At 56.7% G+C, this 16,461-nt stretch carries 13 protein-coding genes; 6 read left to right on the plus strand and 7 right to left on the minus strand.

The window, feature by feature from the left end; genetic code table 11:
- Positions 1–262: 262 nt before the first annotated feature.
- The 4 genes from KLP42_RS25260 to KLP42_RS25275 are packed head-to-tail and all read right to left on the minus strand — an operon-like array spanning position 263 to position 5,427.
- Positions 263–1,912, minus strand: coding sequence for a glycoside hydrolase family 3 protein (locus tag KLP42_RS25260; protein WP_215570810.1), 1,650 nt, complete (start codon positions 1,910–1,912; stop codon positions 263–265).
- A 19-nt stretch (positions 1,913–1,931) separates the two neighbouring features.
- A complete protein-coding gene (locus KLP42_RS25265) occupies positions 1,932–2,759 on the minus strand; it encodes an ATP-binding cassette domain-containing protein (protein WP_215570812.1) in 828 nt (275 codons plus the stop codon).
- Positions 2,756–4,489 (minus strand): dipeptide/oligopeptide/nickel ABC transporter permease/ATP-binding protein, encoded by a 1,734-nt coding sequence (locus KLP42_RS25270; protein ID WP_215570814.1) that lies wholly within the window; start codon positions 4,487–4,489, stop codon positions 2,756–2,758. Before KLP42_RS25270 ends, KLP42_RS25265 begins: the two co-directional genes overlap by 4 nt.
- Entirely contained in the window at positions 4,486–5,427 is a 942-nt protein-coding gene (locus tag KLP42_RS25275; protein ID WP_215570816.1) for an ABC transporter permease, read from the minus strand. The genes KLP42_RS25270 and KLP42_RS25275 overlap by 4 nt, the downstream gene beginning before the upstream one ends.
- 115 nt (positions 5,428–5,542) lie before the next feature.
- Here KLP42_RS25275 and KLP42_RS25280 point away from each other — a divergent pair, with 115 nt between their 5' ends.
- Complete coding sequence (locus KLP42_RS25280) at positions 5,543–6,493, plus strand: LysR family transcriptional regulator (RefSeq protein ID WP_215570819.1); 951 nt, start codon at positions 5,543–5,545, stop codon at positions 6,491–6,493.
- Between the two features lie 37 nt (positions 6,494–6,530).
- Here KLP42_RS25280 and KLP42_RS25285 read toward each other — a convergent pair whose 3' ends face one another.
- Positions 6,531–8,036 (minus strand): ABC transporter substrate-binding protein, encoded by a 1,506-nt coding sequence (locus KLP42_RS25285; protein ID WP_215570820.1) that lies wholly within the window; start codon positions 8,034–8,036, stop codon positions 6,531–6,533.
- A gap of 350 nt (positions 8,037–8,386) precedes the next feature.
- Here KLP42_RS25285 and KLP42_RS25290 point away from each other — a divergent pair, with 350 nt between their 5' ends.
- Together KLP42_RS25290 and KLP42_RS25295 are read left to right on the plus strand one after the other, a co-directional pair.
- The gene (locus tag KLP42_RS25290) at positions 8,387–10,561 is read left to right on the plus strand and encodes a methyl-accepting chemotaxis protein (protein ID WP_215570821.1); all 2,175 of its coding nucleotides are present in this window, start codon (positions 8,387–8,389) and stop codon (positions 10,559–10,561) included.
- A gap of 326 nt (positions 10,562–10,887) precedes the next feature.
- On the plus strand, positions 10,888–11,406 hold the full coding sequence (locus tag KLP42_RS25295) for a TOBE domain-containing protein (protein ID WP_215570823.1): 519 nt from the start codon (positions 10,888–10,890) through the stop codon (positions 11,404–11,406).
- Between the two features lie 52 nt (positions 11,407–11,458).
- On the opposite strand, the gene KLP42_RS25300 is transcribed toward KLP42_RS25295, so the two are convergent.
- Together KLP42_RS25300 and speB are read right to left on the minus strand one after the other, a co-directional pair.
- Positions 11,459–12,013, minus strand: a complete 555-nt coding sequence (locus tag KLP42_RS25300; protein ID WP_215570825.1) for a cysteine hydrolase family protein — start codon at positions 12,011–12,013, stop codon at positions 11,459–11,461.
- A gap of 113 nt (positions 12,014–12,126) precedes the next feature.
- Entirely contained in the window at positions 12,127–13,167 is a 1,041-nt protein-coding gene (speB, locus tag KLP42_RS25305; protein WP_215570827.1) for an agmatinase, read from the minus strand.
- A 164-nt stretch (positions 13,168–13,331) separates the two neighbouring features.
- Here speB and KLP42_RS25310 point away from each other — a divergent pair, with 164 nt between their 5' ends.
- From KLP42_RS25310 to KLP42_RS25320, 3 genes are all read left to right on the plus strand, one after another.
- Entirely contained in the window at positions 13,332–14,438 is a 1,107-nt protein-coding gene (locus KLP42_RS25310; protein WP_215570829.1) for an ABC transporter substrate-binding protein, read from the plus strand.
- An 80-nt stretch (positions 14,439–14,518) separates the two neighbouring features.
- Positions 14,519–15,559 carry an ABC transporter ATP-binding protein gene (locus KLP42_RS25315; protein ID WP_215570830.1) on the plus strand — a complete coding sequence of 347 codons (1,041 nt, stop codon included), beginning with the start codon at positions 14,519–14,521 and terminating at the stop codon, positions 15,557–15,559.
- Between the two features lie 3 nt (positions 15,560–15,562).
- A complete protein-coding gene (locus KLP42_RS25320) occupies positions 15,563–16,417 on the plus strand; it encodes an ABC transporter permease (protein WP_215570832.1) in 855 nt (284 codons plus the stop codon).
- Positions 16,418–16,461 lie beyond the last annotated feature (44 nt).

The raw sequence follows: 16,461 nt of genomic DNA on the forward strand, positions 1-16,461 counted from the left end.
CGAACTCGCAGATCAACAGAGAGAGCTTTTGACATATCTGCCGACCTCCATCGGCAGATAGTTTGAATCAGAACATCGCTGATTTGCAAAGACCCGAAGATTCATTCAGTCAGGGAACCGCTCTAACGGAGAGGAAGATGTTGTCCGCTAGCGTGAAGCCACCGTCACGCTGGCCGGAAGGGGTTCCGTTAGGTCCCCTCCCTAGGCCAGACCAGTGCGTTGGTTCAAACTAGCTACGCGCTCGAGGAGCAGTCATTTGCCCTCAATACCGCCCGTCGGGTGCTCCATCGAATGCATCGATCGGGCTCTTGCGGTTCCATTCGGCCCTTCCCAAAAGAAGATCGACCACCGCTTCTTGCATTTCATCCATGGTTGCCCAGGCGTTGATATAGGTCGGCACGCGCGGCGCATCGTAGAGATAATATGGATAGCCGAATGATATCATGATGGTGGGAAGCTGCTGCCAAATGCGTTGCATGGCGCCTCGCATTCCACCACCGAGCTTTGCCCAATCCAGGAAGATACGACCGCGCGTGAGGAGGGTCTCTTCGCTAAAGACGTATATGACAAGGTCATGATCGCCGGTGGGCAACTGGGAGCCCAAGGTATGTACGGTGACCTCAAAGCCCTCACGTTCCAGCAACTGAGGAAAGTTCACCGGCAGTGTTGTGCCCCAAAGCGGCTCCACAATTCCCGGAGCGACGACAAGTACGCGCTTATACCGCTCTACGGAGATTGGTAGCAGATCCCTGACATCTTTTTCGAGAACGGGTGCCCGACGAAGGATTGGCCTCATAAAGTCATCGCGTCGCTCAGGCATGGGAGGCAGTGGGAGCCTGCGGTGGAGCCCCAGTTTCGCCTTGAGAGCGAGCACTCGCGTAACTGCATCGGAGAAGCGTGCCGCAGAAATCTTGCCAGAACGAACTGCCTCCAGAACGGCCGAGAAATGACGATCTGGGTCATTGCTGAACAGGATCATATCGTTCCCTGCCCGAAGGATTTCTACCTTCCCATCGGTAATTGGCATGAATGAGCTTAGCCCGCCCATTTCGCTGGCATCTGAAACAATCAATCCGTTGAAACCGATTTCCTTGCGTAGAAGCTCGACATTGAGCAACGAGCTCAGTGATGCAGGTCGATAGAGATCTACTCCTGTGGCACCCATACTGCCGGCGTACGAGGGTAACGCAATGTGTGCCGACATGACGGCCAGAACCCCGGAATTGACTGCCGCACGATAAAGCCGCCCATGGGTCTTTTCCCACTCATCTTTCGAAAGCGGGTTAATCGTCGTCACGAGATGCTGATCACGCGCATCGTGCCCCTCTCCTGGCCAGTGTTTTGCCGTTGCGGCAAGCCCCGCTTCTTGGAAAACACGGATCTGGGCTAATGCATGTCGCGCAATAACTTCGGGATCATTGCCAAATCCTCGGGTAGCAACGATTGAGCTTCTTGTCTTTGCATTGATGTCCAACACCGGCGTAAATGACCAATTCACTCCGGTTGCAAGTGCCTCGCGTGCCATGATCCTGCTTACTTCTTCGGTAATGGCAAGATCGTCGATGGCCGCGAGCGCTATAGGATTTGGTACTTGTGTTCCAAACGGCAGGCTCATACGGGAGCCTTCAAGGTCGCAAGAGACCAGTAGCGGGACTGCGGCGTCAGCTTGCAACTGGGCAATCCTTGTTTTCTCCGCAGCACCGTCATTGGAGAAATACCTGGTTATGCCGCCGGGTCGCACCCGCTGGAAAAGGGCCCTTTCGTTTGGTTCCTCGCCTCGCGATAGCATATTGAACACTTGGCCAACGCGATCTGCCTCAGACAGCGAAGCAAATGTGTTAGCAACCCATTCCAATTCTTCCCGATCAAGGGAAAACGGAGCTTTTTCGAGGTGGCTGAGATCTGGTTGCATTATGCTTCTCACTTCGCGATCAAGATTGGCTCGATGGAACATTAAGGGCGCGCAACGCGGCCCTTCGTTCAGCCTGTCGGACAGGATCTGCGACAGGAGCAGCTAGAAGTAGGCGTTGTGTATAAGCATGCTGAGGCCGTGACGTGACGTCTTCGCATTCGCCAAACTCAACGATTTCTCCTGCACGCATCACCGCAACGCGGTGAGAGATCGCTCGGACCACCGCAAGATCATGGCTGATGAACAAATAAGCAACGCCCGTTTGCTCCTGGAGCGCGATGAAAAGGTCGAGCACCCGGGCCTGTGTAGAGAGGTCAAGCGCTGAGACCGGCTCATCACAGACGATAAGCCGCGGTGAGAGCGCAAGCGCTCGGGCAATCGCAACACGCTGGCGTTGTCCGCCAGAGAACTCACGCGGAAAGCGAGCTGAGGCATTTGAAGGAAGTGCCACCTGAGAAAGTAGCTCCTTAACTTTCATACGCGCTTGGGCCGCTGTTGCCATACCCCGAGCTACCAAAGGCTCGGTAAGGATGTCCTCAACCGTCATCGACGGGTTTAGCGACGAATACGGGTCCTGGAACACCGCCTGTATGCGAGTTGCTTCACCGGTTCGGCGGTTCGGCGATACCCCAGCGATGTCCTGTCCCTCGAAGACAATTCGTCCTGACGAGACAGGTCCGATGCCCAAAACGGCACGACCGATCGTAGTTTTGCCAGAGCCAGATTCGCCCACAAGTCCAACAGTTTCTCCAGGCCTCACGGTGAGATTTACATTTCGTAGTACCTGTTTGGCACCAAAGTTGATGTTGACCTTATCGCAGATCAGAAGGTCTTGGGAGTTGTTCATCGGCTTGCCTCTGCAACGCCTGAGTAGCGTCGAACTGGTGGATCATCCAGGACACAATCCAAAAGCATTCTGGTATATTCGTGCGTGGGGCGGGTGAATAAGTCTCGCGTCCCAGCCACTTCCACGATCGTCCCCTCTCGCATGACTGCGACCGTGTCGCACATGTCCGCGACCACGCCGAAGTTGTGGGTAACTATGATGATTGACATGCCAAACTCAGCCTGAAGATCTCTGAGAAGGTCCAACACTTCTGCCTGAACTGTCACATCCAGCGCAGTGGTTGGTTCGTCCGCAATCAAAAGGTCCGGATTGCATGAAACGGCGCCGGCAATCAAAACCCGCTGTGCCATCCCGCCTGAAATTTGATGGGGATAGGCTTTGAACACCCGTTCAGGATCACGTAGACCCACTCGTCCGAGAAGTTCTAAGGCACGTGCCTTGGCTTGGGCCCTAGAGAGGCCAAGGACAGCCTGCATCGGTTCGGTTAGTTGATCGCCTATTTTGAACGATGGATCGAGATTCGACATAGGCTCTTGCGGAACATAAGCGATACGGCGCCCCCGCAGTGCCTTAAACTGTGTATCATCGCCGCCCGCCAATTCGATGCCGTCGAAGCGTATAGACCCAGATAAAATCCGGCCCCCGGCAGAAAGCAACCCAAGCACTGCAAAGGCTGTTTGGGTTTTGCCAGAGCCGGATTCGCCAACCAAGCCAAAAACTTCTCCGCGTTTCACTGTGAGTGATACGCCTTTAACCACGTTGCGCCACCCCTGCCGGTCAGGATAAGCAACAACCAGATCGCGAAGTTGAAGTATGGCCTGTGGGTCGATGCTCCCATTCACAGGATTTGATTGCGCTTGTATCGGGGCGGACAGCCTTGGCCGCATGCCCCCCTGCATTGCGTCTCGGACAGAGTTCGCCAGCAGCACAAGAGAGGCAACGGTGATGGATATAGCAAGTCCGGGCCAATAGACATTCTGTTGCGCTGTGTACAGGTTGTCGAAGGCGTCTTGCAGCATGCCTCCCCAAGTCGGCACGGACGCATCACCGAGCCCCAAGAATTCCAGTCCCGCCTGAACCACAATCGAGATTCCGGCTACGATGGAGACCTGGATGACGACCGGTGCTCGCACTGCTAGCAAGATATGCCGCAAAATGATCCGCAGATCGCCCAGCCCCGATACGCGTGCAGCGTCGATGTACAATTCGTTGCGCACCGACCGTACTAGGCTTCTGGTCAGTCGAAAGAAGCCCGGCGAAAGAAGGATGCCGAATACCGCCATGGACAGGTAGATTGATGACCCAAGTGCCTGAAAAAATGCAAGCAGGACGATGATCGCAGGCAGCGCCATCAGACCATCCGCAACCCAGCTTGTTATGGTGTCAAAGCTGCGCCCGTAGTAGCCCGCGAAAAGACCTGCTGTAACGCCAATCATTGCAGCAACCACAACCGAAATGGCTGCTCCAATGAAAGTATTGCGAGCACCATAAAGCAAGCGCGAAAGGTTGTCGCGTCCAGACCCGTCTCCCCCTAGAAGATACTCAGCATCTGGCAGCGCGTTGACCTTGAAAATCATCACCTTCGCGGGGTCGTAAGGTGCAAGCGCCGGAGCAGCCAGACCTGCGAGAAGTACGAGCGCAAGGATCACCGAGGCGATCAGCCCGAGCGGATTGGAAAATGCCGCACGCAGCGGTGATATTCGATGGGGTTCTGTGGTGTGATTGCTCATGTGAGGCGCACTTTCGGATTGGCCCAGGCATTGATCAGATCAATCAGCGTGTTGACCGTGATAACTACGATGATCATGGCTACAATGACGCCCATCAGGACGGGGACATCTCCAGCAATAGCCGATCGAACAGTCAGTTCGCCGAGTCCTGGTATCGCAAATATTTGCTCGACCACTGCGGCACCACCCAGCAATGCCACGAACTGGACAGACAAAACAGTTAGTGCTGCAGGCAGAGCATTTCGTAGCGCGTGGCGGTAGCAAATCGAGCCCTCAGGCACTCCACGCGCACGTAGGGTGCGCACCCAGTCCTGTCCAAGAGCGTCAATCATTGCTCCTCTGACTTGCTGGCTCACTGACGCGATCCCAGACAGCACAAGCGCGGTTACGGGGAGAGTTACCGACACGGCCCAACCGAGGGTTGAGGTGGTGATCGGAACGTGACCCGTCGCAGGAAGCCAGCCAAGGGTTAGCGAAAACACCACGACCAGGAGCAAACCGAGCCAAAAATTGGGAATGGAAAAACCAACAACGCTGACAATCTGAATGAGGCGATCCGCGATACCGCCACGCACTGCGGCAGTGATTCCCAACAAGGCCGAGACGAGTGCGTTGATGAATGCAGCGGTGACGACGATAGACAAAGTGACCGGCAAACGCCTGCCAAGAATTTCCGTAACTGTACCGGTCGTCGTCCATGCGTTCCCTAGATCGCCGCGCACAGCATCGCCGACCCAGTCCTGATATTGAACGAGAAGCGGGCGATCGATCCCGAGCTTGGCATTCAGCGCGGCAATATCAGCTTCGGACGCCGACTGTCCAAGTATGTTGAGTGCTACCCGCTCGGTTCCGCTGAAGACCAGGAGGAAGCCAAAGGTGCACACCACCGCAAGCAAGACAGCGCCAAATGCAATACGGACGACAATGTATCTCAACACGATGCTGGCCCTCCTCCAACGCAGTTTGACTCAAGAGATGTGCGTCACTTAGCAGTTGCGATCGGAAGAAAAAATTGCAAAAATTACCTTGAGACATCAGGGAAATCTATCGCTCATGCTGGACCAATTCAGCCATCTTGTCCGTTTCAACGCCGTCGTTGAAGAAGGTAGCCTACGCAAAGCTGCTGAACGGCTCAGCGTGACTCAACCCGCCCTGTCGCGTTCGATTGCAATCCTCGAAGCTGACTTCGGGCGCCCATTGCTTGAGCGTCACGCGCGAGGTGTAAGGATGACCCCGTTTGGGGAGCGTGTGATGCAGGCCTCCCTGCGGATGCTGCGAGGCTGGGAGATTGCGGAAGCAGAACTGCGTGCCGGGGCTGTGGACCGGACCGTAGTCTTCCGAATCGGACTGGGTCCGAGCTGGCGCACCGGCATATTGTCTCCCGCCCTGGAAGCGATGCGGAAGCTTCACCCGAATGTACTGATTGAAATCTTGCCGTTGAATGAGCCAACCGTACTAGACGATCTCGCTGAAGGGCGACTGGACGTCGCGTTCGCCGGTAACCGGATAGACCCGCGGGCGCACCCCAACCTCATCCGTCGTGATTTAACCGATATCGAAATCCACGTGACCGCACGTGAAGGCCATCCTGTCTTCGAGCAGCTACGTTACGGCGATCAGAGTTCTGAGCAGGTACTGCTCGACTATCCTTGGATTGCATTCACAGGTATGGCGATCTTCTGGGATTCAGGTGACTACTCAATGACCAAACGCTTAGGGCGAGAGCCCGAAGTCTGGGTCAGCAGCAGTTGTCTGACCACAGTGTTGAGCCTGCTGCAGACAACGGACAGCCTCTCTGTCCTTTCAAACCTCGCTGTCAAAACTGTGCAGGGGCGCCGACTGGTGAAGGTGCCCGTTGCTATGCGGCAGCGTTCCATTTCACTGGCGATGATCTTCAGAGCTGAACTGGCCGGTTGGGGCGTTCTGGAAGATTTTAGCCAACTTTGTATGGAGCATCTAACGGATCACACCTTAGTGGAACAAGCAAAAATGCCCGCCTTTTGAGCGGGCATTTTGCCAATGGGAGCATCGGATTAGAGCGTTACCGGGCTATGCCATAGTTGCGCAGATACGGCACGATGTTTCCAGGCTGCGACTGCACGGTGATGTCCTTGCCAGATACATAAACGGCAAAGCGTCTGTACCATGGAGCGAAATATGCGTTCTCGACTACGTGCCGGTTGACCTCGCGGAAGGCCTCTAGCTGGGCCTCCCCAGTTGCAAACTGAGCTTTTCTCACGAGCTCTGTAAGGACCGGGTCGTCGACTTTGGCGGTGTTGTAGGGTGCATTAGTCGTCAGATACTGTTGGAAATCCGTCCATGCATTCGCGCTGCCGAAATTGAACACGAATGCAGCATATTTGCCGGATCTGAGTACCGGGAGCGCGCTACCGGGCGGCAATGCTTCAAACGTCGCCCGAATGCCAATGTCCGCGAGTTGTTGCTGCACAATCGGATAGAAAGCGGCGAACGGTCGAACCTCCGGGAAAACGAGATCAAACCCATCGGGGTAGCCCGCTTCTGCCAAGAGGCTGCGTGCCTTCTCCGGATCGTAAGGGTATCGATCTTCGAGTGCCGGATCGTAGGCACCGTTGCCCTCAGGAAAGATTTGATCAGATAGCTTCCCATGGCCTAAATCGACGAACTTGAGTATCGACGCGGTGTCGAAGGCCAGATTGATCGCCTGGCGCACTCGCACGTCAGCAAGTGGCGGCGCGATGGCACCCTTGCGATCGGCTAGCGTGATGCCTGCCCAGTCAATGTCGCCGAAGGTGACGGTGAAGCCTTTTGCTTCGCTTTCTGCAACCACGCGACTGTCGCCTATTGCCCCGTCCACTTGGCCTGCGAAAATCGCATTCATCCTCGCTGCATTGTCCGTCAGAGGAGTGACTGTAACCCGATCGAAGGGAAAAGCCGCAGTGTCCCAATACTCAGGATTGCGGTTGTAGACATACTGGCTGCCCTGAACCGAGGCTGCGGCGTCAAACACGTAAGGACCAGACCCAACAGGCGCGGTATCTGACCCTGCCGCGCCGAGTGATGCCGGGCTGGCCATCGCTCCACCTACAGTCGATAAGTTCCACAGCATCGCCGGATCAGGTTCTGCAAGAATGAGCTGAACCTGGGTATCTGAGATCACTTTGATTTCCGAAATGCTACGTGCCATGTAGCCGTTTGGACCGGCTCCAGCGGCAAGATATTCTAGGTTCGCCTTCACCGCGTTGGCATCGAACGGTGCGCCATCGGTAAAGCGGACACCCTGCCTTAACGTGAGCGTCAGCGCTGTAGCATCGGCGTTGTAACTCCACTCGGTCGCAAGGCCGGGACCAAAGGAGCCATCGGGTTTCTGTATTATTAATGTGTCGAATACTGGTTGCCAGAACTGTACCTGGTTGCCAATCGCTAGCTCAGCTCGATCAAAGCTGTTGTTATCTATGCGTGATGCCAGCGCCAAAGTTTCTCGATCATTTGGTACCTCAGCCTGAGCCGGGCTAAAAGCGGCTGCTGCAATCAAAGCGCTCGCGCCTACCAAAACGGTGATTCGCATGGTCTCTCCTCCCATTGTACGGCTTCATCATTTTTGAAGCTGTACAACAGCTAACAGACCCCACCCATAAGAAGAAATCCAATTTGAGTGCCTACCTATAAGAGAAATGCATCGCTCGCTTGCGTTTCACTCAGGTACTCTGATCTGGCCATGAGGTCGCCGCCACGCGAAAACACGTACTCGCGATCGCTCTTCGAAGATTGCTACCGGCAACGTTCACATTAGTCGGCGGGCAGCCACCTGATGTTGGAGCATAGATGCATATTAGGATACATTTAATTTGTTCCAGCATACAAATGGCCATAAGAGTTGAAAACTCACGGATCCCTTTGTCTGCCAAGGTTGTACGCATGTCCGCACTTTCACTTCGTAAGCAGCTTCTATTGATCGCAACTGCGCCCTTGATTGCTTTCTTGTGGCTTAGCATCAGCTCTGTGTGGAACAGTTACGGCCAGTACTCGAACCTCAAGGGGCAAATGGTTGTTCAGGCTCTGGCAATGGCTGGTGGAAAAGTCGCCCAGGTTCTTCCGGCTGAGGCCTTTGCTACAGCGGAAAATGCGAAGGATCGTCGTCTTGCTGTAAACGCTGCACTCGCCGAATTGGAGAGTGCCTATTCGGACTGGCAGGCTCAGGGAAAACGGGATGAGGCTATAGAAAAGGCCTTTGAGGTTATCGCGTCCAAGGAGGTCGCGCTGTCTACATATCGTGCGAATGTTGATGCTGGCACTGCAACGTCTGATGAGGCCCTTTTCGTTCTACAGCCAGCCTCGGCAGCAGGACTTGAGTTGGTGCGTAGATCGGGTGCGAGCATCCAGGACCTTGAATTGGCCCGTTTAATTGACGGTTACTATGCGCTGATGCAGGTCAACGATGCCGGCCTCATTGAAATACGTCTGGGTGAGCAGTACCTCGCTGGCCAGCAGCTCGACAACAAGCAGTTCGCCTTCTTCCTACATGCTCAGGAACTTCGTCAGCGTTTTACCCCGCTTGTCCGCGAGTTTCTGCCTGGTGAAATCGTGGAAGCATTTGACGGGTTCGTCTCTGGCGCCGGGGGACAGGCTCTCGCCGCAAGCCGACTCCGGATTGAGGAAAACTCGGGCATTCAAGCTGATCCCGCGGCTTTGGCCGACTGGACGCAGTATACCGGCATGCAGGCTGAGATGCTGGGAGGCCTCATCGCACGCACTGACACGCTTCTCAAGAGCAGCGCGGCAAACAAACTTGACGCACTCAAGACGCAATTCCTCAAGGGAGCCATCATTGCCCTTTGCGTGTCGCTGCTCGTACTTGGTTTGTCATTTGCGGTCGAACGCGCCGTATCTAGAATGGTGCGTGCAACGTCTGACCGCATGAAGGCTCTCGCAAGCGGAGACCGGAATTCACCAATCCCGTTTACCGACCGGTCTGACGAGATCGGTGAGATGGCCCGTTCGGTGGAAGTCTTCCGGGATGCGGCAATCCGGAATGCTGAACTTGAAGCTGAAGCGGATGAAAATCGGTCTCGCGCAGAGCGTGAGCGTGTTGAGATGCAGGCGCGCGCCGAGGCGGACGCAGAAGCGCGCCTGACCAAGGCGACCGGCACGTTGGCTGCTGGCCTCAAGCGCTTGGCCTCAGGCGATCTGCGCTGCGAAATCGACGAGCAGTTTGCCCCGCAGTTTGAAGCGCTGCGTCATGATTTCAACAGCTCAGTGCAGCAGTTGCGTGATGTGCTGATTTCTGTTGGTCGCTCGGCTCATGCAGTCAGCGGCGGCTCGGGTGAGATTTCGCAGGCCTCCGACGACCTTTCCAAGCGCACCGAACAACAGGCAGCCTCGCTTGAGGAAACGGCCGCCGCCCTGGAAGAAATTACCGCCAATGTCACGGCGACGTCGCGTCGGACCGGCGAAGCCCGCGATATTGTGCGCAACACAAGAAGCCGCGCTGAACAGTCTGGTGTGGTCGTCGGTAATGCCGTCACCGCCATGGAACGCATCGAACATGCCTCCCGCCAGATCAATCAGATCATCAGTGTAATCGACGAGATTGCCTTTCAGACCAACCTCTTGGCACTCAATGCCGGCGTGGAGGCTGCGCGCGCCGGGGAAGCCGGTAAGGGCTTTGCCGTCGTCGCCCAGGAAGTTCGCGAACTTGCTCAGCGTTCAGCCAATGCTGCCAAGGAGATCAAGGCGCTGATTGCCAACTCGGAGGTAGCAGTCAGCGAAGGTGTAAAGCTTGTCCACGAGACAGGCGATGGGCTGACTGCAATCGCAGGCCTCGTTCAGGCGATCAACGAGCATATGGATGCGATTTCTTCTGCAGCTCAGGAGCAGTCAATTGGCTTGAGCGAGGTCAACCATGCGGTCAACCATATGGATCAGGCAACACAGAAGAACGCCGCGATGGTCGAGGAAATGAATGCTGCCTCAGCCGGTCTGGCGGATGAAGCCAGAGGCCTGGCTGCGCTCCTGCAGCGCTTTCGGACAAACCAAGACGTTGCAACAAGGTACCATGAAGCCGGTTCGAACTGGGCTAGGATTTCGGCATAGGTGACGCGTGCACCGATGCGGCCAAGCATAAACCCGCCCTGACAGGTCTTGACGTGACCTTAAACGGAGGAGGCCGGACGGCATTCTGCCGTCCGATTTGGATGTGGGCAGGTATGGTCTCTCATGCCTCGCTAACTGCATCAATTTAGGCCGTCGATGTTTTTGAAGGCGCGGTTGTGTTCGGCCAAGTACCGACCCTCGATTTAGCCTTAAGGCCTCTGCCTGCTGAGTTGAAGAGCCATAAGGGGCATCTGTCCACCACTCAGAGTCCAGATGCGGCTCGAGATTGCAGAGCTTCGCCAGTCACTCGCAACACGATGGTCTATATGACGCACAACCAGGTGGAGACGATGACGCTGGCGGATCGCATCGTCGTGCTGCGCGCCGGCCGCATTGAACAGGTCGGTGCGCCAATGGAGCTCTATGAGGATCCCGACAATCTCTTCGTTGCGGGTTTCATCGGTTCACCGAAGATGAATTTTCTGCCCGTGACACTGGTCTCAAGCAGCGCGTCAGATATTGTGGTCCGCCTGGATGACTTCCCCACTGCAACCATTCCGCTGTCCCTCAAGGGCGCCGTTCCGGGGCTTGGAGACAAGTTGATGCTCGGCGTTCGGCCGGAACACTTTAAGCTTCATTCGGCAGAAGGGCTGTCCGTCCGCCTCGATGTCCTGGAGAATCTGGGTGCCTCGTCATTCGCCTATGTTCAACATGGCCGTGACGAGCCTTTGACCATCGAAATCAGAGAAGTCAAGAACTTGAAGGCGGGAAACAGCCTCAAGATCGGGATTGACCCGAGCAGGGCTCTTCTGTTCGACGCGTCCAGCGGTTTGCGTATCCGCTAGGACGATCGGGGACGCCCATGCATGGCGTCTCCCCATTCCGGGTCGCAGCCGGTTAGGACTGCCGCTTGATGTATTCGTCGACCGAGATCACCTCGGCATAGGCGAAGGCCAGGGCAGACATGAAGGCGGCGTGAACCTGACTGGCCGGCACGCGTTGATCACCGAACTCGAGGTCACGCGTTGCAACGGCGTCATGGAGCACCGTTACCTGATAGCCTTTGTCCGATGCGGCGCGAACCGCTGCATCGACGCACATGTGGCTCATGGCGCCCACAACCACCACCGAAGTGATGCCGTTCTGCCGCAGAATCGTGTCGATATCGGTATCCAGGAAGACATTGATCTGGGACTTGGTAACAACGATCTCGTTGCCTGTCGGAGCCACCCGCTGATGGATCTCGGCGCCATGGCTGCCCGGGACGAAGAAGGGCGCGTCGCTCTCCAATGCGTGGTGACGGACGTGAACGATCAGATCCGCCCGACCGCGGAAGGTGTCGAGGACCCCTTTGGCATTCTGGACCGCAGCTTCCGGACCCACCAGTGGGAAGGCTCCGTTCTCGAAGTAGTCATTCTGAAAATCGATAAGCAGCAGCGTAGACTTGGCCATCAGACGTTTCCTTTTCTCGGTATCGTGCGAACGAGATAGAGGCCGCCGATGTTCGGCGGCCTCCGGTCTTTTTCCCAAGGACGTTCTGCGGTCGCTGCCGATCGCTTGCGTCCTTACTTCGGCGCCTTGGCCATCAGGCACAGGATCGTGTGGAGGACCTGCGCTGCGATATGGGCGGTGTTCGAGGTCGCGTCATATTGTGGCGCGACTTCGACGACATCGCCACCGATAATGTTGAGGGCGTCAAGCCCACGCAGGATCTGCAGCACTTCGCGTGGCTGCAGACCGCCGACTTCCGGCGTCCCCGTACCAGGTGCAAAGCCTGGATCTACGCTGTCGATGTCGAACGACACATAGGTTGGTCCGTTACCGACGATTTGCCGGGCCTTTTCGATCAGGCGCGGGATGCTTGCTTCTCCCACTTCCTCGGCATGGATGACCGTCATGCCACTCTCGTAGGAGAACTCCCAGAGATATTCGGCGGCACCACGGATGCCGATCTGGATGGTCCGGCGCGGGTCCAGGACGCCGTCCAGAACTGCCAGGCGGAACGGGCCTCCATGCTGGAATTTCGTGCCTTCGTAGGGGCCGGCGGTGTCGCAGTGTGCGTCGATGTGGATCATGCCAACCGGTTCCTCGGCGCCGACCGCCTTCAGGATCGATGAGGTGATCGAATGGTCGCCACCGACACTCAGTGGCTTCACGCCGGCCGAGACCAGGGAGCGATAGAAGGCTTCGATATCGGCATGGCATTGCGCGAGATCGTAACGGCTGCGCATCGGCACATCACCAATATCGGCAACCTTCATTTCGCTCATCGGCGAAACCCGGAGCACATGGTCATAGGGGCCTACGCGCTCGACGCTACGCAAGGCCCGCGGTCCGAAGCGGCTGCCGTTGCGGTTGGTGACGGCGAGGTCCATCGGAACGCCGATCAGGGCAACATCGATGCCGCCGAAGTCCGGGAGGTTGATGAAATCCGGGTTGTAAGGGGCATCGAGCAGCGTCGGCACGCCCGCGAACGGCCATTTCCGCTTGTCACCACCAGTAAACTGAGCCTCTGCCACCTTCTTGAAATGCGGATCAAAGATATCCCCGCCCGAAGCGTTCTCGTACTTCTCGCGGAGCATCTTGATATGCGTCTGGTCATCCATGCTTTAAATCTCTCAGCTTGTTTTACCCAGAATAGACACAGGCTTGATTGGATTTAGTTCGGAATTTGCCGAAGTAAGTGAGGGGCATATCCTGATGTATTCGCGATCCTGGATCGGCAAACCTCTCTGGAAGCGAGTAACGCTGCCAAAAAAAGGGGAATTCAATGGATAAGACACAGTCCGGGTTTTCGCGCATCAATCGTCGACAGGTGCTTGCCGGCATCTCGGCCTTGGGCGTTGCGCCACTCGTCACCGGTTTCCCGAACATTGTTCGGGCGCAGGGCAAGAAACTGCGGATCGGTGTGTATGGTGGCTACTTTAAGGATACCTTCGACGCTGAAGTATTCCCGGAGTTCACCGCTACGACCGGCATTGCGGTGGAGAGTGTTGCCGAGCCCACGGGAGAAGCATGGCTGATCCAGCTGCAGCAGGCGGAGAAGGCCGGCAAGTCGCCAGTCGACATATCCATGATGGCTCAGGTCGGTGTTATCCGTGGCATGAACTCCGGTCTCTGGGCTCCACTGGACTCCAAGAAAATGCCGAACACGAGCAATGTGAAACAAAACCTTGTGCGTTCCAACGCCGCCGGCGAGGTCATGGCGGTCGCTGCGACCAGCTGGTACATCACGCTGGTTTCCAACACCGAGGTATTTCCCGAAGCACCGACGTCCTGGAAGGACATGTGGGATCCGAAATACAAGAACACACTCGGCCTGCTCGCAAATGTCGGCAATTCGTATCTGCTTGAGATCGTGGCCAAGGTCTATTTCGGAGGGCTGAACTACCTCGACACGGATGAAGGCATTCGGGCCTGCGTGGCTAAGGTGGGTGAGCTCAAGCCAAATGTTCGTCTCTGGTATCGCGACGAGGCTCAATTCGAGCAGGCGCTGAAGTCCGGTGAGATCCCGATGGGGCAGTATTACCACGACGTGACCGGCCTTGCGATCCTCGATGGTTTCCCGGTTCGCTCGACCATGCCGATCGAAGGTGGCCTTCTCGACTATGGCTCCTGGGCGATCACGAAGTCTGCTGCGCCGTCACTCGACCTTGCTCATGTGTATATCGACTACATGTCCCAGCCCGCCATCCAGGCCAAGCTGGCTCGCAAGCTGGGCAGCGCGCCGGTTGTCGATCGTTCGCTGCTCGACCTGACCGATGAAGAGTTCAACGCCGTTTCGTCGGATATCGAGCCGATCACGCCTCACTACGAAATGCAGGCGATGAAGACCGACTTCATCAACCAGGTTTGGGCAGAGATGCAGCAGGGCTGAGCAGCCCCGTCGATCCCGTTTGATGAACGTTTAGCGAAATGGGTGCCATGCGCCCATTCGCATTCTATTGAGGTGCCCGAATGTCCGGACTGGCTATCCACCAACTCAACAAGGCCTATGGCCCCGTCAACGCCCTGAGCAACATTTCGTTGAGCGTGGCCAATGGTCAGTTCGTCTGTCTGCTCGGGCCTTCCGGCTGCGGGAAGTCGACTTTGCTGCGCATCATCGCAGGCCTCGAAGCGACCACCAGCGGTAAGGTCTTGCTGGACGGCAAGGATATCACCGAAGTGCCAGCGCATCTGCGCGACTTCGGCATGGTGTTCCAGTCGCTTGCCCTTTTCCCGCACCTCACGGTCGGTGAAAACATCGCCTATCCCCTCCGCATCCGGGGGGCGTCAAAGGAGGTCCAGGATCGCGAGGTTCAGCGCCTCCTCGATCTCGTGCACCTTCCGGGTGTCGCGGATCGTGCAATTACGCAGCTGTCCGGCGGTCAGAGACAGCGTATCGCGATCGCCAGGGCGCTCGCACTGAAGCCGAAGCTGTTCCTTCTCGACGAGCCGATGTCAGCTCTCGACGCAAAGCTGCGCGAGGCCATGCAGGTCGAGGTGAAGCGGCTGCAACAGGAGCTCGGCATAACCACCTTCCTCGTCACGCATGACCAGCGGGAAGCCATGACCACGGCGGACCTGGTCGTTGTCATGTCCGGTGGGGTAATCCAACAGATCGCACCGCCCGTTGAAATCTATCGCTCGCCAGCCAATGCCTTCGTGGCAGACTTTATCGGAGTAGCGAACCTCATCGAGGGGGATGCGAAAGCCGGTGGCCGTGTCGTGGTACCGGGTGGCCAGGTGCTGATAGATGGCGTTGCCGCGGGCGGCAAAGTGAATTTCTCCGTTCGTCCCGAGGACCTGACGTTGCAGTCCGCTGCCGGTGACAGCACAGTGGCTGGCACGGTTGCCTTCATCCGGCACCTTGGCTCAAGCTTGGAAGTGAATGTCTCCGTGCCGGGCCTCGCCAAGGACCTGATCGTCGTGATGTCGCCGCGAGAGCACTTGCCTTTCGATCTGGGTGACACGGTGAATGTTCATGTCCCAGGCTCGGCCTGTGTCGTGTTGAGGTAAGTCATGAACACTAGCAGACCTCAGAATCTGACCGGATATGTCCCGCTAATCTTGCCGGCGGTTGTGCTGGTGATGTTCTTCGTTGTGCCTTTTGGCTCGATGATCCTGATTTCCTTTTACAAGAATCTCGGTGGCGGTCTCTATGAAGAGATCCTCAATCTCGATAACTACCGTCGTCTGATCAGCCCTTTCTTCGTGGGGCTCCTGATTGCGTCGTTCGGACTGGCGCTGGCGGTTGCGGCAATCTCCATCGTGATTGCCTTTCCCTTTTCGTATCTGCTGGTGAATTCGCCCCGGTCCACCCAGGTCGTGTGGCTCATCTTCATGCTCTCCATCCTGTCGCTGTCGGAATCGATTATCGGCTTCGCCTGGAGCACGATCCTTTCTCGGACCGCAGGTGTCAGCAATCTGCTGGTCTTTCTCGGGCTTCTGGACCGACCTGCCTCTTATGCGCCAGGGCTCGGCGCCTTGATCGCTGGCGTGGTCTATACCGCCATTCCCTATGCCGTTCTGGTTCTTTACCCGATCCTGTCGCGTGTCGATCCGCACATCGAAGAGGCTGCCCGGACGCTTGGCACTTCTCCATTGCGGACGTTCTTCATCGTGGTCCTGCCCATGCAGCGCAACACCATCGTCACGACGTTCCTGATGATCCTCGTTTTCACGCTGGGCACCTATCTCATGCCGCAGATTCTGGGGCGGCCGCAGCACTGGACCTTGTCGGTTGCAATCAGCGATCAGGCACTCATGCAATCTAACATTCCGTTTGCAGCGGCACTGGCAGTGTTCCTCGTCATCGTGACCCTGCTGATCGTTGGCACCGTTGTTCTGTTTGGTCGCAAGGAGAATGCATCGTGAGCCAGGTCGCAGTTCGCCGGATCTTCTTTTCCGTTCTCGCACTG

Source organism: Rhizobium sp. CSW-27, from assembly GCF_018760785.1.
Taxonomy (GTDB): domain Bacteria; phylum Pseudomonadota; class Alphaproteobacteria; order Rhizobiales; family Rhizobiaceae; genus Neorhizobium.